A 24,437-nucleotide genomic window follows, 5' to 3' on the forward strand; every position below is an offset into this window, starting at 1 on the left:
CGATCGTCCCTTCTGTCTCGGTCCTTACGGCTCAGAGCAGAATCCAACGTAACCGTCTAGTACAGTTATGAAGGTGTATCCCATAGCAATTTCTGAAGTACCAAAAAAAATTCCGGAGTACAGTTCGTCATAACGATACCGTCTCTGTCCATAGTATAGCAAATTCAGCCGTCAATTACACCACAAAAATGTGACAAGGGATGGAACCCTTGTCACTTCAGATCATTTCTATTTCACCGGACAATATGCTGATGATCTTCCCGGAGGCGTCCTGCAGCAGTAAACCGCCGTTCTCATCCAGACCGATCGCAGTTCCTTCGCTGCGCCCCTGAGGCGTGCTGAACGAGATTTGGCGGCCCAGCGTCACCGACATGGCTTCCCAGAGATCCTTAACCGGCTTAAAGCCCTGCTCTATGTAAAGCGTATATAAATATTCCAGCTCTGTCAGCACAGCTTCTGTAAGCCGGGTTCGGTCAACAGGAATCCCCCCTCCTTCGATCAGCAGCGAGGTGCCGACTCCCTGCAGGTAGTCCGGATAATCTTCCTTGGTCAGGTTAGCAGAAATACCGATGCCCGCGATAGCATAATGCAAGCCGCCTTCCCTTAGAGATGATTCCAGTAAAATCCCGCAGAGTTTGCGCCCGCCGGCCAGCAAATCGTTCGGCCATTTGATTCCGGCTGGCACACCGGTAACTTCACGAATGGCCCTGCACACTGCTACTCCGGCAAGCAGCGTAAGCTGCGGCGTCAGGGACAGCGGCAGGTCAGGGCGGAGCACGACGCTCATCCAGATGCCTTTTCCGGCTGGCGAGTGCCATTTCCTGCCCATCCGCCCGCGGCCGCCAGTCTGTTCTTCAGCCCGGATCGCCGTTCCTTCGGGCGCCCCCTTCTCGGCCAACTTCTTCGCTTCCTCCTGGGTAGACACCACTGTCTCCAGCAGCTGAATATTGTCTTTCCAGCCGGAAACGAAATGCTCACGGTTCAGCCGCGTCAGGTGCTGGGTGTCATCGCTTTTCATTTATATCCATCCTTTTTTGCTTCCTGCAGCAATAATTGTTTGTCGTTAGGAATATCTCCGGCTGCTACAGCATGCAGCAGCCGCTGCAGCAGCTCCCCCAGCCATGGCCCGGGACGTTTGTCCAGGGCTGCAGACAGCTCTTTTCCTGTCACTGCCAGCTCCGCCAGCGAGCTGAGCGGCATGCCTGCCATCCAGGAGCGCAGGCGGCTAGGCGGGATGTGTAGCGGCGCAGCCGCACCGGGTGCGTCCGGGACAGGCGCTTGTGTCCATTGTGAAGCAGACGCGACTGATGCGGACTTATCATGCCGCTGCACGATTGAATCCGGGGTCGGCTGCCGGAAAAGCACATCGGGCTCACCGGCTGTGCCCGAGCCGGACTGACTGCCCGGCGGCTGCGCGCCGCCCAGCGTAACGCAGGCGGCCTGCGGCACCGCCTCCAGCAGCGTCAGCCACCCTTCGGCGGCTTCCGTGCCAAGGGCCAGCACAGCGGCGATCCAGCGCCGCCGCAGTGCCTCTTCCGCGCCGGTTCCCACCGGCGCAGAGGCCAGTGCCGCGTCCCATGCTTCGCGGACGCGCAGTACCCGGGCGACGGCGCTGCGCGTCGCCCCCGGGAACGTCCATGCCCGCAGCAGCTCATCGGCCGAAGCGGCCGACTGCCCCAGGGCATGGAGCAGCAGCGCCCACCGCAGGCGGGCGCTCTGCAGTTCCCCGATCCCGGGCAGGATGGCGGCGGCTGCCGTCAATTCGCTGCCGGTCCAGGGGAACGGGGCTTTGCCGCGCGGCAGCAGGCCGCTGCGCGCGAGCAAGCCGAGGCCGCGCCAGGGATGCGGCCCCTCGATGATGCGCTCCGTCTCACTGCGGACGCGCTCCACGGCAATATGCGCCAGCTTGTCCCGCTGGCGCAGCAGCCCCCGCCAGGTGTTCTTGGCGACGGCAAAGTCCAGCACCGACGCGAAGCGGATGCAGCGCAGCATGCGCAGCGCGTCCTCGTCGAAGCGCTCTTCCGCTAGGCCTACGCAGCGGATCAACTGGGCGCTTAAATCACGCGCCCCCCCAAAAGGGTCTACGAGCACACCGTCAAGCCCGCAGCAAATGGCATTGATCGTGAAATCGCGCCGCCGCAGATCCTCTTTAACATCGCTTACAAAAAAGACGTGCTCCGGACGGCGGTGATCGGCATAGCCGCTTTCCGTCCGGTACGTCGTCACTTCAAAGCTGTAGCCATCCTGTAATACCGTAACCGTCCCGTGCGCTAGTCCCGTTGGGATACAGCGGGTGAATAGGGCCATAACCTCCTCCGGCAGCGCGGAGGTCGTCAGATCCATATCATGCACCGGCCGGCCCAGGAGCTCATCACGGATGCAGCCCCCGACATAATAGGCTTCACGGCCGCTCTGAAGCAGGCCTGCTATCACCTTGCCGGCTGCTTCCGCCATACCGGATGGTGCCATTGTCCATTCCATGAAGCTCTCCTTACCCCCGGATGGTATCCATTCCGAGCACCTTGCGCCCTAGCACACGGTAGTAAATATCCTCATACTGATTTGTAATGCTGTCTCGGCTGAAATCATTGCATGATCTCTCCAGACACGCCTTTCTGAACTGTTCGGTCATCCACTCGTCCGACAGCAGCTTCACCGCATATTTTGCCATAGCGGTTGTGTCTCCGATCGGCGCCAGGAAGCCGGTTTTGCCGTGCTGAATCAGCTCCGGTATACCGCCAGCCTGGGAACCGATTGTCGGAACGCCGCAAGCCATCGCTTCCAGCGCTACCAGACCGAAGCTCTCTTTCTCCGAAGGCAGCAGGAGCAGATCCGCCAGGGAGATGACCTGGGCAATTTCATCCTGCTTACCCAGGAAGCGGACTTTGTGCTCCAGACCCATTTCATTGATTTTAGCTTGAATCTTCGGCAGCTCAGGACCTTCACCTACAAGCAGCAGCTTCGCAGGAATCTCCTTGCTCACCTTGGCAAAAACATCAACAACATCACTAACCCGTTTGACCGGACGGAAATTGCTGATATGCATCAGTATCTTCTCATCCGGATTGGCAAAATCGCCGCGGAGATCGGTAACGTCACGAGGGTAATACACACGCTTGTCGACAAAGTTATAGGTCAGATCAATATCACGGGTAATATCCAGCACGCGCCGGGTTTCCTTGATCAGATCCTGAGAGACAGCCGTAACCGCATCACTTTCATTGATGCCGAGGCGGATCAGGTCCTTAAGCGATTCATCCTGGCCCAGTACGGTAATATCCGTCCCGTGCAGGGTTGTGACTACCTTGATGTCATTGCCAAGCATCTGCTTGGCCAGGAACGCGCACACGGCATGAGGCACCGCATAATGAACATGGAACAAATCGAGCCCCTGCATCTTGGCTACCTGTGCCATCTTGGTTGCAAGCGCCAGATCATAAGGAGGGTATCGGAAGACATAGTAATCGTTAACCTCAACCTCGTGGTAGAATATATTTTTCTGAAACGTTCCAAGCCGGAACGGGATACTGTGTGTAATAAAATGGACTTCATGGCCCTTTTCAGCCAGAAGCTTCCCCAGTTCAGTTGCCACTACCCCCGAGCCGCCAAGAGACGGATAACAGGTGATGCCTATTTTTAGCCGGTCCATAGCTCCGTCCCCTTCGTTAACTTATCTCTTACTTCAAGTAATGATATGAGTTTATTATAGTTGCTTCTCAGGAGGAAATAAAGTTTGTTTCTAATGGCCCCCGCTTATAAATAGATCAACGGCATGGGGAACCTTCGCTGCGAACCCTTCAGCAAAGGGAATCAGCCTCCGCTGTCCGAGCAGCATATCCCTTGAGCGGACACGTTCGATATAGCCTTCGTTGAGCGGTGTCGATACCACATCTTCACCCGGGATCTTCTCGAATTGGGAACGGTAGCAGGACAACGCCTGCTCCTTTAAACCATATTGCTGAGTTACATCTACTATAAGGTCGGTACGGCCCAGGTCATTAATAAAGTAAAAATAGAGCAGCGGTGCAGGTATGGCCGGCTTGTCCGGCATATATTTGCGCAGCTTCGAATTGAATACAGCTTCCTCCACCAGCTTACTGCAGGCGATATGGTCAGGATGACGGTCTTCCCAGTAAGGGGCAAACACAATGGCCGGGGCAAATTCCCGGATTTCTGCAGTCACTGCAGCCAGATGCTCCTCTGTCAGGTACAGGCCGCGGTCCGGCAATCCGAGATTGGTACGTACGGATGCCCCTAGCACTTCAGCGGCCTGCTGAGCCTCCTGCTTGCGGCGTTCCACGGTTCCGTTCGAGGACATTTCCGCTGCAGTCAAATCGCACAGGCCTACCTTCAGACCGGCAGCAGTATGCTTGGCAATGGTTCCCGCCATCCCGATCTCAGCATCATCTGCATGAGCCCCGAATACAAGAATGTCCAGTTTCATTATTCATCCACACCCGGCTTGTATTTATGTACCAGCTCCCGCCATCCGAAATCGCCGCGGTCGATCGCCTTTACCAGAATTTCAGCTGTAGCGATATTGGTCGCTACCGGAATACCGTACACATCGCACAAACGGAGCAGTGCCGTGATATCCGGCTCATGCGGCTGTGCCATTAGCGGATCACGCAGGAAGATAATCAGATCCAGCTCATCCTGAGCCACCAGCGAACCGATCTGCTGGTCTCCGCCGAGCGGTCCAGACATGAAACGGTGAATTTTAAGCTGGGTTACATCCATAATCCGCTGGCCCGTAGTTCCTGTTGAATACAATTCCAGCCCGGTAAAAACATTCTCATAAGCGGTAACGAAATTGACCATCTCTTCTTTTTTCCGGTCATGTGCAATAAAGGCAATCTTCAACATGATGAGTTCTCCCCTGTCTATTCAATAAAATGCTCAAAGCCATAGATCAAGCCTGTGTATTCCATCACTTTCTGGATACCCATTTTGACCCCTGGCATGTAACCTGCCCGCTCGTATGAATCATGGCGGATTTTTAGCGATTGTCCAAAACCGCCGAATACTACTTCCTCCTGGGCAAATACGCCGGGAAGACGGACGCTGTGAATCCGGAAGCCGTTATATAAACCCCCGCGCGCCCCCTCGATAATCTCCTCTTCCTGCGGATTACCCTGGCGGAGCTCCTGCCGGGCTTCAGAGATCATCTCAGCCGTTTTGATCGCTGTACCTGACGGGGCATCCAGCTTCTGATCACCATGATACTCGATAATTTCCAGATGCGGGAAATACTTAGCCGCTTGTGCGGCGAATTTCATCAGCAGAATCGCACCAATGGAGAAGTTCGGGGCAATGAGCCCGCCGATTCCCTGCTCCTGACATTGCTTGTCCAGCTCGGCAATCTGCTCCGGGGTGAACCCGGTCGTCCCTATGACCGGACGCACCCCGTATTTGATTGCAAGCGAAGTGTTGGCATAAGCCGATTGCGGAATTGTAAAATCAACAAGCACATCTCCGCGGCTTCCTGCCAAGGCAGCTTCCAGATCCGAAGTAACTGTTATTCCGCACTCCTCTAATCCTACCATGCGGCCTGCATCTGTTTCGCCTGCTGAACGGTCTACCGCCGCCGCAAGTTCCAGTTCTTCATCCTGCAGTACCAGCTTAACAACCTCTTTACCCATTCTGCCTCCTGCTCCGGAGACAATCACTCTGATCTTGTCGCTCACCTTTATTTCCTCCTCGCTTTCACTGGTTCCATCATTAGTGGATATATTTTTGCAATGATCTTTGCAGGTCTTTCATAAGCTGCCGGAGACCGGAGTCATCCGGGTGGAGGGCAATAACCTCTTTCATCGCGGCAATCGCCTGTACATGCTCATTCATCCGGCTATGCGCAATCGCAAGCCAGACATAGGCGTCCCCATACAGAGGATCTAGTGAAATCGCTTCTTTCAGGAGTGTGACCGGCCGATATGGATTAAGCGTCCCTCCTGCTTCATCCTCCAGCAGACGTTTAGCCTCCTGAACAAGCTTAAGGGCCTGCAAATGCTGGAGATGCAAATGGTATTCCGGCTTGCCGCTATCCAGCTTCACCGCTGCGAGCGCATGCTCCAGCGCCTTATCCATCATCCCGCTGCGTGCATAGGTAATCGAACACCGGTATCTTACCTCGGCGTCGTCCGGGCTGGCTGATATCGCAGCTTCAAAATATTGAATTGCCTCTTCAAAGTCGCTGCGTAAAATAGACCGGTATGCCGCATTGACATAATCGTTATGATTCATATACTCACCATCCTGACGGCTAAATCCCGTTCGTTTGGTACAGCATATGTTATAGAGGCCTAATCGGTGTTTTTAAGTGTCCACCGTCCGGCGTCACGGGTATTGAACTTGTGCATCACTTTATTATGGGCTTCCGTCAGGTCAATGCCCAGAGAATTGGCGAAGCATACGGTTATGAACAGAATATCACCGAGTTCAAGTTCAATAGAATTGTCCGCCTCGTCTGCCTTTTTAGGCTTTTCGCCGAACTGATGGTTCACTTCGCGGGCCAGCTCACCCACTTCTTCCGACATACGGGCCAGCATTGACAACGGGCTGAAGTAACCTTCCTTAAACTGTGAGATATAAGCATCGACTTCGCGCTGTATCTCACTAAGACTTTTATCCATAATTTGTTGCTTCGCCCCCCTATAAATTCTTGCCTTCTGTTTGCCCCTATGTTATCGTAAAGACGTTTTGAAGACAAATCTTTTTTACATTTGCAGCTCTACACCATGAGAAAAATGCTTGTATAAAATGCCCGTCAGAGGGCTTAGGCGAGGGATTATATGAAATCATTAAATGCAATGAATATCGGCAAAACAGTAGCGCCTATCATGCTGGGTGCGGCAATATATGCGTTCGGGCTCCTGTACTTTATCGTCCCCAATCAGCTGATGGAGGGAGGAGTAACTGGGATTACCATCCTGCTGAACTATGCCTTTGATATTCCGATCTTCCTGACTACGCTGCTGCTGAATCTTCCGCTGTTCCTTCTGGGCTGGAAAGTGCTTGGTTCACATCAGATTGTCTATACCGGTGTCGGTATTGGGGCATTGTCTTTTTTCCTGTGGGTTTTTGAACGGCTGATTGCCGCAGGCTGGCTGGTGCCCTTCAGCACCGAGCACGATTTTATTCTCGCTTCATTATATGCCGGGGTCACACTTGGCCTTGGACTCGGTATCGTCTTCCGGTACGGCGGGACCACTGGCGGCGTTGACATCGTGGCCCGGATTCTCGGGCGCAAATTCGGCTGGAGCATGGGCCAGATTATCTTAGCTGTCGACGTTATCATTATCGGCGCATCATTGCTCTACATACCCCGTGAAAAAATATTGTATACCCTTGTAGCCGTATTCATCTCTTCACGTGTGATTGATTTCATCCAAGAAGGCGCTTATGCCGCCAAGGCTTTCACAATCATCAGCGACGATGCTCCACAAATCGCGGACCTGATCACTGCCGAAATGGAGCGCGGTGTGACGCTGATCCCGGCCATCGGCGCGTATTCGAAGCAAGCCAAGCATATGGTCTACTGTGTTGTTTCCCGCCAGGAAATCCGCCGGCTCAGCCAATTAGTGAAGTCTATTGATCCTACGGCATTTGTAATTATCAGCGATGTTCACGATGTCATGGGCGAAGGCTTCCGGGAATCATGACTACATAATTTAACTTTAACTGTATTTCATACAGCTAAATCCCGGATCTCCAGGGCTTTCAGTCGCCTAATTGCATTTTGTACAGTTTGATAACAGCCATCTGAATAAAATCGTACGATCCGCCAATTTTAACTGTACAGAGTGCAGCTATTTCTTAAAAAATCACTTCAGGGCTCCATTTAACTGCAGCAAATACAGTTACGCAGGCTGCGTTTCTGGTAGATTGAAACATTACCGGATGAATCTCCAAATTGATACTTTTTCATTATATAGATTGGGCTTGAATCCGTGGAAATTTATAACCTTTTGATCCTAATCCAATTGCAGTCTCCAATAATCAGCAACAAACCGCATCCAGCTGTATTTGGTACAACAGATTTCGGGAGTAGGTTACAAAAACACCCCGCACTCGAAATTCTGCTGTACAAATGCACCAGCTTTTGTTTTTGGGTCAAATTCGTGAAGATCTGCTGCAGAAAGTGCAATAGAACACGCGCGCGCCTTCTTGTGAATGAGTTTCTGTCACCATATGCCTCTTGCTGGACCCTTCTTAACTATTCGAGTTCGAATCATATTGTAAAAAAAAGGCTCCCTTCCCGTGACGCGACCACGTAGAAAGGAGCCTTTTCTCATGCTTTATAAGATAGTTCGTTTATGTCCACCCACTACAATTACAATCCACTTGAGTTCATCCAATTACTCCTGAATGACCACCTTCACCGCTAGACCGGCTTCAAATCCTCCTGCTCTCCTCGGTACTTGCGGTATCCGGCGTAAGCCAGCGCGGATAGGATAAAGGCTCCGGCAAGCAACCCCCAGGCTCCGTATTTCTGAGGCGACAGCGGAAGGGACAATACGGGCTCATCCCGCTCCTTGCCGAACATTACCCTTACAGCATCCTGACCGTAAGAGATAATCTCAAGCAGCCGCGAACGCTCAGGGGGCTGGGCGGAAGCTGTCACTCCTGCTGCATAGGACAGCCAGGAATCAAAGGCATTTACGACTTCCGGGCGGCTGGAAATGACGACCGCAGGCCGGATGGTGTCATATCTGCTCTGCAGCCGGGTAACGGCTGTCTTCCAGCCTTCCAGATCACCGGCCGCAGCGCTTTTCTCCATATCGTTCAGATCCTCACGGAACAGCTTGTAATACTGCTGCCACATCGGCTGACGGGGATGATTCAGGCTGTTGGCAGCAAGCCGGACCCTGGCAGCCGCAGCTTCTATTTTCTCCGGAACAATCTGCGCAGCTGCAAAGGCAGCCTTAAGGTCCACAATGACCCCTGACAATGCATTAACCCCTTCAACCGAAGTCTGACCCTCAAATGAGGAGGATACAAAGATCTTCGAGATCTCTTCACTCTCCTGCCTTGCCTTGGCGATATCGCCTTTGAGGACATAATTATATAAAGCTTCAGCCGCTTGTTCCAGACGCTGTGCACCGCTTCCGCCGGTCTGCACCGGCGAACCGCTTCCGGCTGCTACAGACGCATGCCCGGTCTTATTGCCGGCTTCTCCGGGTCCATACACCCCGTAGGCCGATACTTCCCCGCCGTTCAACCCGGTAAGCAGCCAGCACAACATTAATCCTGTCAGCACAATACATCTCCTGCGCCGCATGAGACATCCCCCCTACTCTAAATGTATGGGGGAAGGACAAGAGATAGAACAGCCTGTCAGCGTCTCATTCCAGCCCGCTGCAGCGGATGTGCTGCCCTGGCTTTTGACCCGAAAACCCAGGCCGCCGCTGCGCTCAATAAAGTTAGAAGGATTGTGAAATTCTGTACTTTGAGGATATCATCATCAAGTTCCGACGGCAGCCAAGGATAAATGCCAACAGAATAATCCACCATATCATTCGCCAGTGTCCAGAGCACTGCCAGCGGAAGCATCCGCCGGAATGAGAAGAACCGTGCATAGATCAGGGCCTCGACCGCCATTCCGGAATGCGACACTACCAGCATCCAGTCCTGCCAGCTCACGGTATCCCCCTGATAGCCGCCGGCAAAAATCATACTGACCGCCCAAATTCCATACTTCACAGAAGTGACAACGGCGAGCGCTTCGATGAGCTCCCGCACCAGTGTTCCTTTAAGCCCTTTCGGGGGATATAGCATTAGGAGCAGTGAAACGGTAAAGAACAGGCTTGCCGTCGGACTGTCCGGAACGAACGGGAGCAGCCAAGCCGGATAGTTCTCTGCGGTAAACGCTAATTGATTGCCATACCATATGTATCCGTAAATCGTCCCAAGGAAGTTCACAATAATCAGCAGCCATATGACTCCCCGGTGCTTGAACAGCTTGTCTATAACCGGCATAAACGATTCCACCCTCCACATCATGACAGACTCTTCTTCATACATACAAAAAACCTGACCGCATATACGATCAGGCTGCGCTAATATTATTTTACTGTTCGCTTTTTTGTTTGGCAAGCCAGCCGGCAAGCGAGTCAATATCCTGTTCGGTGAGCCCTGCTCCCATGGCTGTTTCATACATCGGCGGCATCTGGCCCTGACCATTTTTGATGATGGTCAGAATCGCTTCCTTGTCGTGGGTATCCCCGACTCCGCGCAGTGACGGACCGCCTCCACCCTTCAAATCCACCGCATGGCAGGTGACGCATGTAGCCTGCTTGAAGAGCGCCATGGCCGGATCATCCTTGTCCACGATCGCGATATCCTTGGCCTGCACGGCGCTTGTCGTGGGCAAGCCCTTGGCCCTGTTCTCCGCCGCCTTCTCCTCACGCTGCACATCTTCGGGGATCTGGCCCGTTTCAGCCATCTCATGCTGATATTCCGTCCAGGCGGTATTGGTTAGATAAATGATCGCCACAAGCGACAGAAACATCAGCGAGGACGCGATCGGCCGCCGGTAGAAGCGCCGCTCGCGGCCCGTATCCAGGAACGGGGCAAGCAGCAGTGCCCCAAATGCCACCCCGGTTACCCCCAAAGTTCCAAGTACAATATAATCTCCCGAGGCATATGGCAGCTTCAGATATTGATACAGAAACAGAAAGTACCAGTCAGGGATGGGGATAACTGTAGCTCCGGCATCGGCAGGGAACCCCAGCGGTGCAGGCTCTGAAATGGTAAGCACAAGAATACCAACCAAGACCACTACCCCAACCATCCACTCCTTCAAAAGAAAGTTTGGAATGAAGGCCTCCGATTTACCGGGATACGCCGTATAATCAGGCGGTGTAATAAACCCGTTGCCCTTCTTGACACGGGAATCACCGACAAATACAACTTTTTCTTCAGAGCCGTTCTTGCCCTTATGTGCCATTCAAGAGTCCCTCCTTTTCGTCAATTGACTTACAACGGACCGGATATACCCTGTCTGCGGATCATAATAAAGTGTCCGACGAGCAGTATAAGCAGGACCGCCGGGAGGAAGAATACGTGAAGAGCGAAGAACCGGGTCAGCGTCTCGGCTCCGACAATCGTACCGCCCTGCATCAGTTCCTTAAGTACTGGTCCCATGACCGGAACGGAATTGGCGATCTCAAGCGTAACCTTAGTGGCGAAATAAGCTTTGTTGTCCCAGGGCAGCAGATATCCGGTAAGTCCCAGACCCAGCATGACAAAAAAGATCAGCATGCCCACCACCCAGTTCATCTCGCGCGGGGCCTTGTAGGAACCTGTAAAGAAAACCCGCATCGTATGCAGGAACATCATCACAATTACCAGACTTGCACCCCAGTGGTGCATGCCGCGTACGATTTGCCCAAAAGCAACCTTAGTTTGTAAATATTCCACACTGGCATAAGCATTTATAATATCCGGTACATAATACATGGTCAAAAACATGCCCGATAAAATCTGAATCACGGTTATAAAAAAGGTAAGTCCGCCAAAGCAATACACGAACGCCGAGAAGTGATGCGCCGGATTGACGTGCTCGGGAACCTCGTGATCGGCAACATCTCTCCAGATCGGCGTAATATCCAGACGCTCATCAATCCAGTTGTAGACATTTTTAAACATCAGGATCACGCCTCCTTCTTAGCTTCGGTATTGGGGATGATATCGCCAAGATATACCCAGCCGCCGTCGATCTTGGTCTTGTACTGGTCCAGCGGCTTCGGGGCGACCGCAAGATTCTTGCCAAGCTTTGTGTACCTGGCTCCATGGCAGGGGCAATGATATTCGTCAGGAAAAGCTTTATCATTGTTCCAGCCGACCGTACAGCCCAGATGCTTGCAGATGGGTGAAAGCGCATAAATTTCTCCGCTCTCATCTTTCCGGATCCATGCTGTCAGCGTCGCTGTACTGGCATACCACCCGTCCTGCTGTTTGAGCTCAAAGTTAAACTCCTGCGGCTGATCGGTTATTTTGGAGACTTCCGCAACCTTGATGAACTCTCCTTCACCCTTCTTATGTAATATCGGGTCTACAGCGAACCGCACCATAGGCAGCATGGCGCCGGCTCCCATAAATGCGGTTGCACCACCAAGCGTATAGGTCAGAAACTGTCTGCGTGACATCTCTTTTCGGCTGGGCGGTTCTTGCGGATTCAATTCATGCTCTTCATTGTAGCTGCTCATACGGTGTGTAACCCCCTTTTCAAAATTGAGAAGGCACCTGCAGTGTTCCAAAGGAATTATCTGTTAATAATACGTTTACAATGACATAAGTCACATGTCACATCAGTTCACCCTTATCATAGCTTAGCCCCTATTACCCGTCAAGAATATTGTCTAAATTGTGACAGGCTGAACAAAGGTTTTTTACTGAAATTGTTGATTTTCTGTCACATTTAACTCATTTACCACCTTTCCACATCGCTTGAATTTTATCGCTTATTTCAGACTTAACCAGTCCTCTCTGCATGGACTCAAATCCGGACAGGGAAAGGACTAAATCGCTTTCATAAAGCTCGCCGGAAGATAGCTCCGCGGCTGCTGTTGCCACAATCACATACTGGAATTGATTGGATTTGACTTTCCTGCAGACATCATTCAGTGTGGCTACAGTATGCTCCGTAGCATACTGCACTGCCGGATAGGTTACTATACGTCCCTGAAACGGCTGCTCCACAAGATCCAGCAGATCACGGAGCTGCTCCAGCATCGCGGCCGCTTCGGTCGGACTCTCTCCCCCATGCAGTCCCGTAAACGGAAGCAGACAGGTATCATAGTACTTGTTGTTCTCTTCCCAGCTCTCTGCGGTAAAACTGCTAAATTTCATTTTGAATCATCCCCTCACATGAATTCCCTTTAATATTAAGCTACTTCTCCCCCCGTGAAACGAAAAAAAGAAATGCGCTAAGCGCATTTCGTTATGCCAAACTCTTCAGTTCTTCAGTCAGATACCGGAAAGCCGCTTTATCTCCGGCCGCCAGCGCTGTGTCGATCTCCCGGTACAAGATGTCGGTACGTCGCTTTCTAAGCGCTTCATCCCACACCATTTCTGCCGCAAGCCCTAGCATCACTTCATAGGTAGCCTTCATTTTGTCCATTCGATACACCTCCGCTGTTTAGAAGATTCCATATTCCTTTGCTTTGTTCACATAACTTTCGCTGGTGCGCTTCATTCTTAGCAGGTCTTGTTCGGTCAATTCCCGGACCACTTTAGCAGGAGAACCCAAGGAAAGAGTGTAGGGCGGAATCATTTTGTTTTCGGTTACAATAGAACCGGCTCCTATTAAAGCATATTCACCAATCTCTGCTCCGTTCAAAACAATTGCTCCCATTCCGATTAATGTGCCATTGCCTATCCTGCAGCCATGGATAATCGCGGAATGTCCGACCGATATATCATCACCCAGCATAAGCGGCAATCCCTCGGCTACATGTCCTACAGTACCGTCCTGAATATTGCAGCGCTGCCCGATAATCACCGGAGCAAGATCTCCCCTAAGCACGGCATTAAACCAGATACTTGAATGCTGCCCCACCGTTACGTCACCTACCAGCTTTGCACCTTCTGCCACGTAAACAGATTCGTCAATACGCGGTATGTACTTCCCATAAGCAATCCGCATTGTCCTCCCCCTTACTTAGGCAGCCGCCTCGGAGTAGCCGCTTCCATTCCCCATGGGGTCATCATGACTACCGGCCCACCCGGTGTCTCACCTAGCCGGATCATCCCCAAATGCAGCATCATCCGTAAGATACGCTGTTCCAGGATTGAAGCGGCATCATCATAGTAGAACGGTTTAATGAGCCAGCCTATTCCTTCTACCAAAGAAGAAACGGTCACCCACTCACCGGCACTCCTACTAATCCAGTATACGATTGACGCAAGATTGGGAACAGCACCTTTATAAAGTTTTAACCAAAAGAGGAATATCTGCATCAGTCTTTCCGATTTTCCTTCGGCCAGTAATGCCTCCCCTGCCAAAGTCACCTTTAAACGGTGGCCTTCTTCAGCAATAAAGCGGCGGTGCCTGGCATAATCATACAGAAGGGCAAATCTGGGCGGGTAATGCTCGCAGGCTCTGCCGTAACCAAATCTCCAGCCCCCTTTACCGAGCAGCGGTTCCGGAATTTGAAGTGCATTCATCAGCCCCTGCTGATACCGTTTATAGAGAGCCCCCTCCTGATTCAGCTCAGGATTATTCTCCTTCACATAACGCAGGAACAGCAGCAGATCTTCTGCCAGTAAATCCCCTTCTCCACGGTACATTGCCGGTTCACAACCACCGGATACCTTTTCTTTGATGTATTCGCCCATCCGCTCACGGAAACGGTTCTTTAAATCCTCCGGAACCTGGAACAGATACTTGCTTTGCTGTGAGGCTCCGCTGAACAGCCAGCCGCCGCTTTTGAACCGGCTGACCATCTCACGGTATCCCCCTGTTTTGCCGGCAGGAGCATCGAAGGACGCCTGTCTCGCCGCAGCCAGCAAATCTTCAAGACTGAAATGGCTGCGTTCGTCAAACAGCAGGGTGTTCAGGAACCGTAATTCCTCCGGTGTACAGCTCCGGATATGGGATTCCATGAAATCCCGGCTTCCAAGTGTGATGAGAATGCTCTGGATCAAATCATGTTTCGAATTCCGTTTGCAATCGCATTGATAGCGTCCCGCTATGGCGGTAAGCTGACCAATGTCTGCGTAAGTGAGCATATCCGCCAGATTCATCATTCATCGCCTCACTGTTTTACTACCATTATGGGAAATACAGCCCTTTTTATTCCTTATTTCTCAAAAAAAAATAACCCGAAGATTCGGGTCACCGCTGATTTTGCAAAATATGACGGGTGCAATTATACAGAAGCGGCTTCCACTCCTGCTCGTTCTTTTCGATAATGGTCAAGGACAAATTGCCGAGACGCTCCGTGTACTTGTCTTTATAGAGCGCAGTGTACAGCTGGGCCAGGAAACCTCCATGGGAGATGACCAGCACATTGCTGCCTTGGTAACGGGTGGAGAGATCCTCCATAAAGGCAAGTCCGCGCAGCTGCAGCTGCTCGTCTTTTTCCTGCCCAAGCTCCAGCAGATTCCATTCCTTGCCCCATTTCGCTTCGCGCTCCAGGGCGGTCATTCCCTCAACCTGTCCATAAGCGCGTTCCCGTATACGCTGATCAGGCTCGAGTAACGGGATACCGAGCTTGGCGGCAATGATCTTCCCTGTCTCTTCTGCACGGGACAAACCGCTTGTGATACAGTAGTCCCAATGGTAGGGTTCATGCAATAGCCGCTCACCCAGCATCTCAGCCTGCTTGCGCCCCTCGTCGTTAAGCGGAATGTCACTTTGTCCCTGTATTTTCCCTTCCGCGTTCCAATCTGTCAGTCCATGGCGTATTAAGCCGATCAGCATCGCATATCACCCTTTCCATCCAATATGTTTGCTTAATAATGTATCATGAATGAAAACAAATGTCTTCTTTTTGAACTATAATGCTGCCTTCGGAATAAAAATAAAGGCTTAACTGCAACAAAAAAGTCCGCTTTACCTGAGTAAAGGGACTTCATCATTGTCGGCGGTAACGGTTGAGCCGGGTTAGCAGGAAGATAGACAACGCCACGCCCAGCATGGACAGCACCATCCAATACTGCGGATGTGTCGGCCCCATGCTCACCACAAGCGGCTCGATAATGCCTCCCTGGGATTCTGACACCGGATAAGAAGATGACCACTCCAGTGTAAGACCGGCTACCCCAGTTTCAATAATGCCGCTCTGTGCCGAACTCGTGTTATCCGGCGTTTTGAACATTGTAAAGTACAGGAAACTTGATAAAAACACTGCCAGAAAGCAGGCAATCCAAAGGCTCAAGCGTTTGCGGAAAACGGCAGTACTGCCTGCAGATTTCCCGTCCCCCGGCATCAGCCAAGGGCTTTCCAGATAAATACGCTCCATAACCTTGAGATTAATGGCTTCAGCGCGTTCCGCGCTGATCTCCACCCTTGTATCTTGCATAAGCTCGCTGCTCTCCTGCCATAAAGCCCATTCAGCAGTACAGTAAGAACAACCTGCGATATGCCTCTCCAGCTCAATCCGCTTAGGGTCAGTGGGGGGAGCGTCCCACAAAAGCGGAATGGAATCTTGCGCTTCCCTACAGTTCATTGGCCTTACACCCTCTCAGCCTGCTCTTCTGCTTCAGGCTCATAAAAATAGGATTCGAGTTGGAGCTTCACACTGCTCCTTGCACGGAACAACAGTGATTTCACGGAGCTGACACTCTGATCCAAAATGATGGCAATTTCCTGATAATCCATTTGATCGTATTCACGCAGAATCAGCGCCGAACGCTGTTTCTCCGGAAGATTATTGATGGCTTCGCGGACCAGGTTCATCCGCTCCTTACGTAGTGCAGCCTGTTCAGGAGCCACTTCAGCCGGTGCTACCGGTGTGTACCCGCTCTCTTCGAGAGAGACATTGCCTGCACGGTTCTTGCGGAGCTCACTGAGCACTGTGTTGCGGGCGATCGTGTACAGCCATGTCGAGAATGAAGCATCTACCTCGCGAAAGGAATGCAGGCTCCGGAATGCTTTGTAAAACGTCTCCGAACAGAGATCTTCGGCAATCAGCTCCATATGGGAGTTCTTAAGCATATGATAGACAAAAGCCAGTATTTTACGTTGGTATCTTCGCATCAGTTCCGAATATAGTTCTGTGTTTCCTTGCTTGATTAGCTGGATCAACTGGGAATCCGTCATGGTGAGTTCGGCCCTCCTCGCCCTAGCACGATTAATCCCGTCCGGTCCGTACCTAATTATACCGGGCAGGTTTGAAAAAGTTGCGTTGAATCCTCTACATTTGCAATAAATAAGGCAATACTTCCTATGTATATTCCGAGTCCTTTGAAAAAAGATATGCTGCACGTAAATACAGGCAGAAAATGCATCTTCACAGATTCCAAAGCTCCGGTAATCCCATGCTGGAAATACCAGGAAGAAATCTATAAACATACTTAACCTAGTATATCATACATTCTAACAGGATGACATTAATAGACTTAAGCCAACATCAGGTTAGCCTAATTATCTATATGGCGTCGAAAGCTGGAGAATCGCACCCGGTATCTGCTGAATAGCATAGCCAGCTTCAATAAGCAGCTTGGAAAAATAAGTTTATAGAAACGGTTGACAAAATGTAAACGGATACATATAATAAAAGTACAGTATGGTTTCTCTCCACTCCTATCCAAACACTGTACGATTCCAATATCAATTGTGAATTGTAGCCGCTTACTTTGTAAGCGGTTCTTTTTTTTGGTTTTAACTCACTCTGTTTTAATTATTGTGAATAAAATATTTGGCACTACGCAATAACAAAAACAGCGCGCACCGAAAAAGATCGGCACACGCTGTACGCACAAATTTTGTATATCTGTCTATTACATGATGCTTGCGGGCCCGGTTGTGCCGGCTCCTATACGTATACTGTATAATCGTTATGCTGCAGCAGAATTTTGGCCCGCTCCATATCGTTCTCCTGGCGGAAAGACAGCCGCATAATGCCTGGCACATCCTCACGGCTCTCAATGATCTGCACGTTACTGAGGTTGATGCCCTGATCCCCCAGCTCGGTTGCGATACGGCCAATGATCCCCGGATGATCGGGAACGTCAATATGAAGATCGAAGAGCGGAGTAATCATCCCTTTACGCCGTTCCGGCAATTGGCTGCGGAAACCGTTCGCTTCATGGAAGGCCTCCTCTATTCCGTCTCCGTCCGAATCCTCAAGCAATTGAATAAATGATGATACCTCTTCATTCCAGTCCTTCAGCAGACGCAGCATCACCGAGCGGTTATTCAGTAAAATATCGCGCCAGATGATCGGATCGCTGGACGCAATCCGGGTAATGTCACGGAAACCGCCGGCAGCTAGGGTGCTGTACAGCGAATCCTCAGAATCATACGCGTGAATCTGATTCACTAGCGCAACTGCAATAATATGCGGCAAATGGCTGATCGCCCCGACAATCTCATCATGGCGCTCCGGATCAAGTCTGACAATCTGTGCTTTCGTATGTAGGAGCAAGGTTTGAAGTGCCTCATAAGCCTCCTCCGGCACTCCTGGCGGAGGGGTAAGCACATAATAGGCATTCTCGAACAGCAGCGACGAGGCAGCTTCCACCCCTGAGCGTTCCGAACCTGCCATTGGATGTCCGCCTATGAAATGAACACCGGGAATATCCAGCGAAACCGCACAGGCTGCGATACTGGCTTTGGTGCTGCCGACATCTGTGATGATGCAGCCCGGCTTAAGCGGAAGCTTGCTTAATTGCTGCAGATAATTCTCAAGCATGCCCACAGGCACACACAGAAAGATGTAATCGGCGTCCAGCGCTGCTTCCTCAACAGAAAGGGTAGCCTGATCGACTACGCCTCTGCTGACATATTTAATCGCGGATTCAGGGCGGTGGGCATGGCCGATGACGGTCAGGCCCGGCTTGCCTTTGAAACAAAGGGCCAGTGAGCCTCCGATCAGACCGACACCGAAGATTGCTATTTTTGTCGTCATATCTTTGTACTACCTGCCTTCTATGGTATCGTCTTGAGCGTTTCCCTCTTACGCCCTTACTTCCTGCTCCTTGAGCGTCTGTTCCAGAGCGGTAATAAATGACTTATTCTGCTCGGCCGAGCCTACAGTAACGCGGATGCAGGTCGGGTATAACCGGTGTCCGGCTCTCACAATAATCCCGAGGCGCAGCAAGGCATCAAAGACTTCAGTAGCCGGCTTACGCACATCCACCATGATGAAATTACCGTGCGCAGGGAAGGATTTGAGACCCAGACGCTTGAATTCTCCCTCGAGCTGTACGATGCCTTCACTGTTGAGTCGGCGGCACTCTTCCACATAAGCCTGATCGGCCAGAGCAGCCAGTGCACCAGCCTGGGCCAGTCGGGAGGTATTAAACGGTTCCCGTACCTTGTTGATTAGATTAATAATTTGCGGGCTCGCTACCCCATAACCGATCCGAAGTGCAGCCAGACCATAAATTTTGGAGAAGGTCCGCAGCACAACCAGATTCGGGTATTGGTCCAGTAGCTTGATTCCATCCGAATAAGACGGGTCAGTCACATATTCAAAATAAGCTTCATCCAGCACAACCAATACACCGGCAGGCACCGCATTCAGGAACTTCACAAGCGCCTCTTCCGGCACAATCGTTCCGGTCGGGTTATTGGGATTGCAAATCCAGATGACCTTGGTCCGTTCGGTAACCCGGGCCAGCATACCGTCAAGATCATGCGTTCCGTCTACAAGCGGCACCTCAATGGTAACTGCGCTTTCGATATCCGCATTGCTTTTATATACGGAAAAGGTCTGATCAGCCATAATCGTCTCATCCCCCGGCAGGAAAAAGGCCCGGGCAATCAGGGCGATAATCTCATCTGAGCCGCAGCCGAAAATGATATTGTCACTCTGCACACCAAGATGACTGGCCAACGCAGCCGTTAAATCAGCAGCTGATCCGTCAGGGTACAGAAACAGATTGTCCAGATCTGCGATGATTGCAGCTTTTGCACTCGGCGACGCTCCATAAGGATTCTCGTTAGAAGCCAGCTTAATAACCTCGTCTAAGCCAAGCTCTTTTTTTACCTCTTCAATTGGTTTTCCCGGCTTATAGACAGGGAGGTTAACAATATTCGGTTTCGGATTCATCTGTGGTCCTCGCTCTCCAGTGATAATTACAGCTTTTTAAGGTCTGTCAGACCATTATGGCTTTAATTGTGCCACAAATTCACGAATTTGCAACAACCCTTCACTTCGTGTGGCTGGATTATCCAGCAGCGGAATAACATCCTCCACCTTGCGGACTATGGCGCTGCCCACGACAACACCGTCACAAATCTGAGCAAAACGCGCGACCTGCTCACTGGTGGAAATCCCGAAGCCAACAGCTACCGGAAGGTTTGTCGCCCGGCGTACGGAAGCAATGAAATCATCGACACCGGTATGAAAAGAAGATCTTTCCCCCGTCACACCCAGTGAGGAAACGCAATAAACAAAGCCGCTGGCTCCCGAAACAATCCGCTCAATCCGCTCACTGGAGGTCGGTGCAACCAGCGGAATGAGGTTCACTCCAGCTTCGCGGCTGCGCTTACGCATCTCCTCCGACTCTTCCACCGGCAGATCGGGGATAATCAGTCCGCTGATCTCATGAGTATCCAGCTCGGCGAAAAACGTATCCAGTCCCATTTGCATTACCGGATTATAATAAGTGAACAGAATAAACGGCAGCTTACTGCCCGCCTGGCGGGCTTTGAGTGCAGTCTCCATACAGGTGCGCAGATGAATATTGCCGCGCAGCGCTCTGGACGATGCCCGCTGGATAACAGGTCCGTCAGCCAGCGGATCGGAATAAGGAACCCCCAGCTCCAGAATATCTGCACCAGCCGCTTCCAATTCGGCAATAATATCGAGCGTCGTGTCCAGATCGGGGTCCCCTACCGTAAGAAAGGGAATCAGCGCAGCCTTTCCTTCGGCTTTGAGCTTGCGGAAGGTCACATCCATCCGGTTGGTTGTTTCTGTTGTCATTACTTATCCGCCCCTTCCGTATAAGCCATGATCGATTCCACATCTTTGTCTCCGCGTCCCGATAGGCAAATGACCACAACGTCATCCTTAGTAAGACTTGGAGCAATCTTCGCTACATGAGCTATGGCGTGGGCCGATTCCAGTGCCGGAATGATTCCCTCAGTGACGCACAGCAGCTTAAGCGCATCAAGAGCTTCTGCATCGGTAACCGGGACATACTTGGCACGTTCAATATCTTTGAGATAGGAATGCTCCGGTCCGACTCCCGGATAATCGAGGCCTGCGGAAATGGAGTGAGCCTCTGTAACCTGACCGTATTCATCCTGCAGCAGATAGCTCAAAGACCCTTGGAATACACCCTGGCTGCCCTTGCTCATTGTTGCAGCATGGAACGGGGTATCAATGCCCTTCCCGGCTGCCTCTACGCCGATCATGCCGACCTGCTCATCCTCCATGAAAGGATAGAACATACCGATGGCATTGCTGCCGCCGCCGACTGCAGCCACCAGAAGATCCGGCAGACGGCCTTCGGCCTCCAGGATCTGGCGGCGGGTCTCATCACCGATAATCCGCTGGAAATTGCGGACCATCATCGGGTACGGGTGAGGACCGACTGCTGAACCCAAGATATAAAAGGTATCTTCCACATTGCTGACCCAGTAGCGGAGTGCTTCGTTACCTGCATCCTTAAGGGTCCGTGAACCGGAAGTCACCGGAATCACTTCGGCGCCAAGCAGCTTCATGCGGAAGACGTTCAGCGCCTGGCGGCGTGTATCCTCTTCACCCATGAACACTTTGCATTCCATACCCAGCAGTGCTGCCACCGTTGCTGTAGCCACCCCGTGCTGGCCGGCGCCTGTCTCGGCGATAACCTTGGTTTTGCCCATTCTTTTAGCTAAGATCCCTTGACCAATCGCGTTGTTGATCTTGTGCGCTCCGGTATGATTAAGGTCTTCACGCTTCAGGTAGATCTTGGCTTCTCCAAGCTGCTTGCTGAGCCGCTCGGCATAATACAGCGGGGTTTCACGTCCGGAATACTGTTTCAGCAAATAATCTATTTCTTCCTGAAATGCCGGCTCTGCCGAATATTTTGCGTAGGCTTCCTCCAGCTCAATCAGTGCATTCATTAAGGTTTCAGGAACGAAGCGGCCTCCAAAAGAACCAAAACGTCCGTACTTGTCCGGTACTTGTATCATGATTGCTTCACCCTTTCCACGAAAGAAGTCATTTTGTCGAGATCCTTGATCCCGCCGCTTTCCACACCGCTGGAGACATCTACGCCATCAGGACTGTAGACCTCCAGCAGTTCAGTAACATTGTCGGGATGAAGCCCGCCTGCAACAAATAAAGGCAGTCCATGCGCTTCCGCAGCAGCCTGGAAGACCGGGATCTGCCCCCAGTCAAAGGTGCGCCCCGAGCCGCCGCTTCCCTGCGGATCATATGTGTCGAGCAGCAGGGCATCAACAGAGCCGGCATAGCTTACCACATTGTCATTACCATCGGAATCGCCAGCCTGACTTGTGCCCGCCACGGAAATGGCCTTCCAGACCTTAACCTGCGGAAAAGCCTGCTTGACCTCCCGGCAGAACGCCGCGCTCTCCGATCCATGCAGCTGGATCACATCCAGAGGTACGGTTGCAAGCAGCTCTCGCAGCTCCTCAAGTCCGGGGTTGACGAATACCCCTGCTGCTCCAGGGGCTTTTCCTGCCTCCCATGCCGACAGCTCGGCAACAAGCTCCGCTGCCTGTACAGGTGTTACTCTGCGGCGGCTGGGTGCAAACACAAATCCGATATAATCAAGCGGCAATCGCTTCATAGATTTTAGCACTTCAACGTCCTGAAGTCCACAGATTTTTACCAATGTATCAGCCATGAACGGCACGATCCTTTCCGGCGGATACCGGTCCGAGCAGTTCATACACCGCGTCTTCGACGTTCTGCTGCCTCATCAGATATTCTCCCACCAGCACACCTGTGGTACTGGTCTGGCGTAAATACTTAATGTCATCCGGTCCGGCAATCCCGCTCTCGCTGATGACAGGAACTCCACACGGCACCAGAGCCGCCAGCTCTGCTGTCGTTTCCAGTTTCGTCTCAAACGTGCGCAGATTGCGGTTATTAATACCTAGCAGCACGTGGGGCTGCTCTATTTTCCCTGTGCCGGCTACAAGCTCAAGTTCGCTGCGGTCATGGACCTCGATCAGTACATCTAGGCCAAGTGAAGCAGATAAATCTGTAAAAGCAGCTAACTGCCCGGCAGTTAGTATAGCCGCGATCAGCAGGACAGCATCCGCCCCCAATATACGGGCCTCATAAATCTGACGCTCATCGATAATAAAATCCTTGCGCAGTAAAGGAAGGTTTACCGCTGCCCTAACCTGCTGCAAATACAAACCGCTGCCTTGAAAATAGTCTGTATCCGTTAGCACCGACAAGCAGTCGGCTCCACCTGCTTCATATCCCTGTGCGATGGATACCGGATCAAAGTCCGCACGGATCAATCCTTTAGAAGGTGAAGCCTTCTTCACCTCTGCGATAAGGCCGATCTCCCGGTTCCTCCTGCTTACAAGCGCCTCCCGGAAACCCTTTGTAGCCGTAAGCCCGGAGATTGTCTCTTCTGCGTCCTTCAAGGAAAAGATTTTGCTTAAAGCTTCGACTTCTTTGATTTTGGTAGCGACTATTTTATCAAGATACATAATCAAGCTCCTTCGTCATGGCTTTTAGCTGTTCCAGCTTCAACAGCGCACTGCCGGAATCGATCATACGGCGCGCCTCCTGGACACCTGCACTCAAGCTGTCCGCCAAACCGGCAACATAGATGCAGGCACCGGCATTAGCCAGTACGATATCACGGTATGGGGTTAAGGCTCCCTCCAGGACTGCAGTGATGATTGCAGCGTTCTCAGCTGCATCTCCGCCCAGCACATCCTCCAGCGGATGCCGCTGCAGGCCCATGGCCTCAGGGGTAATTTCATAAGTGGTGACAATACCGTCTTTCAGTTCGGATACCTGGGTAGGTGCCGATATGCTGATTTCGTCTAGACCGTCCAGACTACTGACAATCATCGCCCGCTTGGAGCCCAGCTCCTTCAGCACATTGGCCACAATCTCAGTCTTATCACGGTCGTAGATGCCCATAAGCTGCCGATCGGCTCCTGCCGGGTTGGTTAGCGGCCCCAGCATGTTGAACACTGTCCGGAAGCCCAACTCGCGGCGCGGTGCGGCGGCATATTTCATGGACGGATGATAGATCTGGGCAAAGAGGAAGCAGATACCGATATGATCCAGGCATTGCCGGGCCTGCTCTGCGTTCAAATGAATGTTGACACCCAGGGCTTCCAGCACATCCGCACTGCCGGCTCTGCCGGAGGCGGAACGGTTGCCGTGCTTAGCTACGCGTACGGAAGCCGCTGAAGAAATAATTGCCGAAGCGGTCGAAATATTGAATTTATGAATGCCGGAGCCTCCGGTACCGCAAGTATCCAGCAGACGGGTACGCTCTGTGAGCACCGGTGTCCCGAATCCGCGCATCGCTTCCGCGAAGCCGGTGATTTCTTCCACAGTCTCCCCTTTAATCCGCAGCGCCGTCAGCAGCGCACCGATTTGCGCTGGGGTGGCCACTCCTTCCATAATGGTCCCCATAATCTCACGGGCCTGGGTCCGGCTAAGATCTTTGCCCTCGATCAGCCCGGCAATTCCTGATTGTATCATTTGACTTGCATCCATAGTCTTTTTCCTCCTAAAAGTTTTGTGAGCATCTACTACTTGAAACCGCTACGGCAAATCTGGTTTCAAAAGCATACGCTAAAAGTTTTATGGAGCATTCTCTGCTCAGCT

General features: G+C 51.9%; 28 protein-coding genes and 1 pseudogene. 1 reads left to right on the forward strand and 28 read right to left on the reverse strand.

Translation table 11 applies throughout. From position 1 onward, the window contains the following. Positions 1-217: 217 nt before the first annotated feature. From JRJ22_RS17965 to JRJ22_RS18000, 8 genes are all read right to left on the reverse strand, one after another. Positions 218-1,018: a biotin--[acetyl-CoA-carboxylase] ligase gene (locus tag JRJ22_RS17965; protein ID WP_206100815.1), complete on the reverse strand. Its 801-nt coding sequence runs from the start codon at positions 1,016-1,018 to the stop codon at positions 218-220. Further along, positions 1,015-2,481 carry a CCA tRNA nucleotidyltransferase gene (locus JRJ22_RS17970; RefSeq protein WP_206100816.1) on the reverse strand — a complete coding sequence of 489 codons (1,467 nt, stop codon included), beginning with the start codon at positions 2,479-2,481 and terminating at the stop codon, positions 1,015-1,017. The genes JRJ22_RS17965 and JRJ22_RS17970 overlap by 4 nt, the downstream gene beginning before the upstream one ends. A gap of 10 nt (positions 2,482-2,491) precedes the next feature. Next, positions 2,492-3,649: an N-acetyl-alpha-D-glucosaminyl L-malate synthase BshA gene (bshA, locus tag JRJ22_RS17975; RefSeq protein ID WP_206100817.1), complete on the reverse strand. Its 1,158-nt coding sequence runs from the start codon at positions 3,647-3,649 to the stop codon at positions 2,492-2,494. 90 nt (positions 3,650-3,739) lie between these two features. After that, positions 3,740-4,444, reverse strand: coding sequence for a bacillithiol biosynthesis deacetylase BshB1 (gene bshB1 / locus JRJ22_RS17980; RefSeq protein ID WP_206100818.1), 705 nt, complete (start codon positions 4,442-4,444; stop codon positions 3,740-3,742). Next, positions 4,444-4,866 carry a methylglyoxal synthase gene (mgsA, locus tag JRJ22_RS17985; protein WP_054941333.1) on the reverse strand — a complete coding sequence of 141 codons (423 nt, stop codon included), beginning with the start codon at positions 4,864-4,866 and terminating at the stop codon, positions 4,444-4,446. Before mgsA ends, bshB1 begins: the two co-directional genes overlap by 1 nt. A 17-nt stretch (positions 4,867-4,883) precedes the next feature. Further along, positions 4,884-5,687, reverse strand: a complete 804-nt coding sequence (gene dapB, locus JRJ22_RS17990; protein ID WP_206100819.1) for a 4-hydroxy-tetrahydrodipicolinate reductase — start codon at positions 5,685-5,687, stop codon at positions 4,884-4,886. Positions 5,688-5,721: 34 nt separating this feature from the next. Beyond that, positions 5,722-6,243, reverse strand: coding sequence for a tetratricopeptide repeat protein (locus JRJ22_RS17995; protein ID WP_206100820.1), 522 nt, complete (start codon positions 6,241-6,243; stop codon positions 5,722-5,724). A 59-nt stretch (positions 6,244-6,302) separates the two neighbouring features. Further along, positions 6,303-6,632 (reverse strand): nucleotide pyrophosphohydrolase, encoded by a 330-nt coding sequence (locus tag JRJ22_RS18000; protein ID WP_206100821.1) that lies wholly within the window; start codon positions 6,630-6,632, stop codon positions 6,303-6,305. Between the two features lie 159 nt (positions 6,633-6,791). Here JRJ22_RS18000 and JRJ22_RS18005 point away from each other — a divergent pair, with 159 nt between their 5' ends. Further along, positions 6,792-7,661 (forward strand): YitT family protein, encoded by an 870-nt coding sequence (locus JRJ22_RS18005; protein WP_206100822.1) that lies wholly within the window; start codon positions 6,792-6,794, stop codon positions 7,659-7,661. 722 nt (positions 7,662-8,383) lie between these two features. Here JRJ22_RS18005 and JRJ22_RS18010 read toward each other — a convergent pair. The 20 genes and pseudogenes from JRJ22_RS18010 to trpD all read right to left on the reverse strand — a co-directional run bounded on the left by JRJ22_RS18010 (position 8,384) and on the right by trpD (position 24,326). Next, positions 8,384-9,259: a sporulation protein YpjB gene (locus tag JRJ22_RS18010; protein WP_206100823.1), complete on the reverse strand. Its 876-nt coding sequence runs from the start codon at positions 9,257-9,259 to the stop codon at positions 8,384-8,386. A 77-nt stretch (positions 9,260-9,336) separates the two neighbouring features. Beyond that, a complete protein-coding gene (locus tag JRJ22_RS18015; RefSeq protein WP_206105194.1) occupies positions 9,337-9,978 on the reverse strand; it encodes a DUF1405 domain-containing protein in 642 nt (213 codons plus the stop codon). A gap of 91 nt (positions 9,979-10,069) precedes the next feature. Then, complete coding sequence (locus JRJ22_RS18020) at positions 10,070-10,948, reverse strand: menaquinol-cytochrome c reductase cytochrome b/c subunit (RefSeq protein ID WP_206100824.1); 879 nt, start codon at positions 10,946-10,948, stop codon at positions 10,070-10,072. A gap of 29 nt (positions 10,949-10,977) precedes the next feature. Then, positions 10,978-11,649: a menaquinol-cytochrome c reductase cytochrome b subunit gene (gene qcrB / locus JRJ22_RS18025; protein WP_020427667.1), complete on the reverse strand. Its 672-nt coding sequence runs from the start codon at positions 11,647-11,649 to the stop codon at positions 10,978-10,980. Between the two features lie 5 nt (positions 11,650-11,654). Further along, a complete protein-coding gene (locus JRJ22_RS18030; RefSeq protein ID WP_206100825.1) occupies positions 11,655-12,209 on the reverse strand; it encodes a QcrA and Rieske domain-containing protein in 555 nt (184 codons plus the stop codon). 217 nt (positions 12,210-12,426) lie between these two features. Continuing rightward, positions 12,427-12,852: a DUF2487 family protein gene (locus tag JRJ22_RS18035; RefSeq protein ID WP_206100826.1), complete on the reverse strand. Its 426-nt coding sequence runs from the start codon at positions 12,850-12,852 to the stop codon at positions 12,427-12,429. Positions 12,853-12,943: 91 nt separating this feature from the next. Next, on the reverse strand, positions 12,944-13,123 hold the full coding sequence (locus JRJ22_RS18040) for an IDEAL domain-containing protein (protein ID WP_038594463.1): 180 nt from the start codon (positions 13,121-13,123) through the stop codon (positions 12,944-12,946). A gap of 18 nt (positions 13,124-13,141) precedes the next feature. Then, entirely contained in the window at positions 13,142-13,648 is a 507-nt protein-coding gene (locus JRJ22_RS18045) for a gamma carbonic anhydrase family protein (protein WP_206100827.1), read from the reverse strand. A gap of 11 nt (positions 13,649-13,659) precedes the next feature. Then, complete coding sequence (locus tag JRJ22_RS18050; RefSeq protein WP_206105195.1) at positions 13,660-14,748, reverse strand: hypothetical protein; 1,089 nt, start codon at positions 14,746-14,748, stop codon at positions 13,660-13,662. Between the two features lie 91 nt (positions 14,749-14,839). After that, the gene (locus tag JRJ22_RS18055; protein ID WP_206100828.1) at positions 14,840-15,427 is read right to left on the reverse strand and encodes a histidine phosphatase family protein; all 588 of its coding nucleotides are present in this window, start codon (positions 15,425-15,427) and stop codon (positions 14,840-14,842) included. A gap of 154 nt (positions 15,428-15,581) precedes the next feature. After that, the gene (locus tag JRJ22_RS18060; RefSeq protein ID WP_232380883.1) at positions 15,582-16,028 is read right to left on the reverse strand and encodes a hypothetical protein; all 447 of its coding nucleotides are present in this window, start codon (positions 16,026-16,028) and stop codon (positions 15,582-15,584) included. Positions 16,029-16,079: 51 nt separating this feature from the next. Continuing rightward, a pseudogene (locus JRJ22_RS29780) lies at positions 16,080-16,175 on the reverse strand (hypothetical protein); the annotation flags it as partial. A 5-nt stretch (positions 16,176-16,180) separates the two neighbouring features. Then, positions 16,181-16,768, reverse strand: a complete 588-nt coding sequence (locus JRJ22_RS18065; RefSeq protein WP_054941346.1) for an RNA polymerase sigma factor — start codon at positions 16,766-16,768, stop codon at positions 16,181-16,183. 715 nt (positions 16,769-17,483) lie between these two features. Next, the gene (locus tag JRJ22_RS18070; protein ID WP_206100830.1) at positions 17,484-18,578 is read right to left on the reverse strand and encodes a prephenate dehydrogenase; all 1,095 of its coding nucleotides are present in this window, start codon (positions 18,576-18,578) and stop codon (positions 17,484-17,486) included. 48 nt (positions 18,579-18,626) lie between these two features. Continuing rightward, on the reverse strand, positions 18,627-19,724 hold the full coding sequence (gene hisC, locus JRJ22_RS18075; RefSeq protein ID WP_206100831.1) for a histidinol-phosphate transaminase: 1,098 nt from the start codon (positions 19,722-19,724) through the stop codon (positions 18,627-18,629). Between the two features lie 54 nt (positions 19,725-19,778). Next, complete coding sequence (trpA, locus tag JRJ22_RS18080; RefSeq protein ID WP_206100832.1) at positions 19,779-20,600, reverse strand: tryptophan synthase subunit alpha; 822 nt, start codon at positions 20,598-20,600, stop codon at positions 19,779-19,781. Beyond that, a complete protein-coding gene (gene trpB / locus JRJ22_RS18085) occupies positions 20,600-21,796 on the reverse strand; it encodes a tryptophan synthase subunit beta (RefSeq protein WP_206100833.1) in 1,197 nt (398 codons plus the stop codon). Before trpB ends, trpA begins: the two co-directional genes overlap by 1 nt. Beyond that, a complete protein-coding gene (locus JRJ22_RS18090; protein ID WP_206100834.1) occupies positions 21,793-22,473 on the reverse strand; it encodes a phosphoribosylanthranilate isomerase in 681 nt (226 codons plus the stop codon). Before JRJ22_RS18090 ends, trpB begins: the two co-directional genes overlap by 4 nt. Beyond that, entirely contained in the window at positions 22,466-23,296 is an 831-nt protein-coding gene (gene trpC, locus JRJ22_RS18095; RefSeq protein ID WP_206100835.1) for an indole-3-glycerol phosphate synthase TrpC, read from the reverse strand. The genes JRJ22_RS18090 and trpC overlap by 8 nt, the downstream gene beginning before the upstream one ends. Next, a complete protein-coding gene (trpD, locus tag JRJ22_RS18100) occupies positions 23,286-24,326 on the reverse strand; it encodes an anthranilate phosphoribosyltransferase (protein WP_206100836.1) in 1,041 nt (346 codons plus the stop codon). Before trpD ends, trpC begins: the two co-directional genes overlap by 11 nt. Positions 24,327-24,437 lie beyond the last annotated feature (111 nt).

This window comes from Paenibacillus tianjinensis (assembly GCF_017086365.1).
GTDB lineage: Bacteria > Bacillota > Bacilli > Paenibacillales > Paenibacillaceae > Paenibacillus_AQ > Paenibacillus_AQ tianjinensis.

Excerpts from the sequence above, each read along its gene's own strand:
- JRJ22_RS17965 (WP_206100815.1), bottom strand. The coding sequence starts at position 1,018 with ATGAAAAGCGATGACACCCAGCACCTGACGCGGCTGAACCGTGAGCAT.
- JRJ22_RS17970 (WP_206100816.1), bottom strand. The coding sequence starts at position 2,481 with ATGGAATGGACAATGGCACCATCCGGTATGGCGGAAGCAGCCGGCAAG.
- bshA (WP_206100817.1), bottom strand. The coding sequence starts at position 3,649 with ATGGACCGGCTAAAAATAGGCATCACCTGTTATCCGTCTCTTGGCGGC.
- bshB1 (WP_206100818.1), bottom strand. The coding sequence starts at position 4,444 with ATGAAACTGGACATTCTTGTATTCGGGGCTCATGCAGATGATGCTGAG.
- mgsA (WP_054941333.1), bottom strand. The coding sequence starts at position 4,866 with ATGTTGAAGATTGCCTTTATTGCACATGACCGGAAAAAAGAAGAGATG.
- JRJ22_RS17995 (WP_206100820.1), bottom strand. The coding sequence starts at position 6,243 with ATGAATCATAACGATTATGTCAATGCGGCATACCGGTCTATTTTACGC.
- JRJ22_RS18000 (WP_206100821.1), bottom strand. The coding sequence starts at position 6,632 with ATGGATAAAAGTCTTAGTGAGATACAGCGCGAAGTCGATGCTTATATC.
- JRJ22_RS18005 (WP_206100822.1), top strand. The coding sequence starts at position 6,792 with ATGAAATCATTAAATGCAATGAATATCGGCAAAACAGTAGCGCCTATC.
- JRJ22_RS18015 (WP_206105194.1), bottom strand. The coding sequence starts at position 9,978 with ATGCCGGTTATAGACAAGCTGTTCAAGCACCGGGGAGTCATATGGCTG.
- JRJ22_RS18020 (WP_206100824.1), bottom strand. The coding sequence starts at position 10,948 with ATGGCACATAAGGGCAAGAACGGCTCTGAAGAAAAAGTTGTATTTGTC.
- qcrB (WP_020427667.1), bottom strand. The coding sequence starts at position 11,649 with ATGTTTAAAAATGTCTACAACTGGATTGATGAGCGTCTGGATATTACG.
- JRJ22_RS18030 (WP_206100825.1), bottom strand. The coding sequence starts at position 12,209 with ATGAGCAGCTACAATGAAGAGCATGAATTGAATCCGCAAGAACCGCCC.
- JRJ22_RS18035 (WP_206100826.1), bottom strand. The coding sequence starts at position 12,852 with ATGAAATTTAGCAGTTTTACCGCAGAGAGCTGGGAAGAGAACAACAAG.
- JRJ22_RS18040 (WP_038594463.1), bottom strand. The coding sequence starts at position 13,123 with ATGGACAAAATGAAGGCTACCTATGAAGTGATGCTAGGGCTTGCGGCA.
- JRJ22_RS18045 (WP_206100827.1), bottom strand. The coding sequence starts at position 13,648 with ATGCGGATTGCTTATGGGAAGTACATACCGCGTATTGACGAATCTGTT.
- JRJ22_RS18050 (WP_206105195.1), bottom strand. The coding sequence starts at position 14,748 with ATGAATCTGGCGGATATGCTCACTTACGCAGACATTGGTCAGCTTACC.
- JRJ22_RS18055 (WP_206100828.1), bottom strand. The coding sequence starts at position 15,427 with ATGCTGATCGGCTTAATACGCCATGGACTGACAGATTGGAACGCGGAA.
- JRJ22_RS18060 (WP_232380883.1), bottom strand. The coding sequence starts at position 16,028 with ATGCAAGATACAAGGGTGGAGATCAGCGCGGAACGCGCTGAAGCCATT.
- JRJ22_RS18065 (WP_054941346.1), bottom strand. The coding sequence starts at position 16,768 with ATGACGGATTCCCAGTTGATCCAGCTAATCAAGCAAGGAAACACAGAA.
- JRJ22_RS18070 (WP_206100830.1), bottom strand. The coding sequence starts at position 18,578 with ATGACGACAAAAATAGCAATCTTCGGTGTCGGTCTGATCGGAGGCTCA.
- hisC (WP_206100831.1), bottom strand. The coding sequence starts at position 19,724 with ATGAATCCGAAACCGAATATTGTTAACCTCCCTGTCTATAAGCCGGGA.
- trpA (WP_206100832.1), bottom strand. The coding sequence starts at position 20,600 with ATGACAACAGAAACAACCAACCGGATGGATGTGACCTTCCGCAAGCTC.
- trpB (WP_206100833.1), bottom strand. The coding sequence starts at position 21,796 with ATGATACAAGTACCGGACAAGTACGGACGTTTTGGTTCTTTTGGAGGC.
- JRJ22_RS18090 (WP_206100834.1), bottom strand. The coding sequence starts at position 22,473 with ATGGCTGATACATTGGTAAAAATCTGTGGACTTCAGGACGTTGAAGTG.
- trpC (WP_206100835.1), bottom strand. The coding sequence starts at position 23,296 with ATGTATCTTGATAAAATAGTCGCTACCAAAATCAAAGAAGTCGAAGCT.
- trpD (WP_206100836.1), bottom strand. The coding sequence starts at position 24,326 with ATGGATGCAAGTCAAATGATACAATCAGGAATTGCCGGGCTGATCGAG.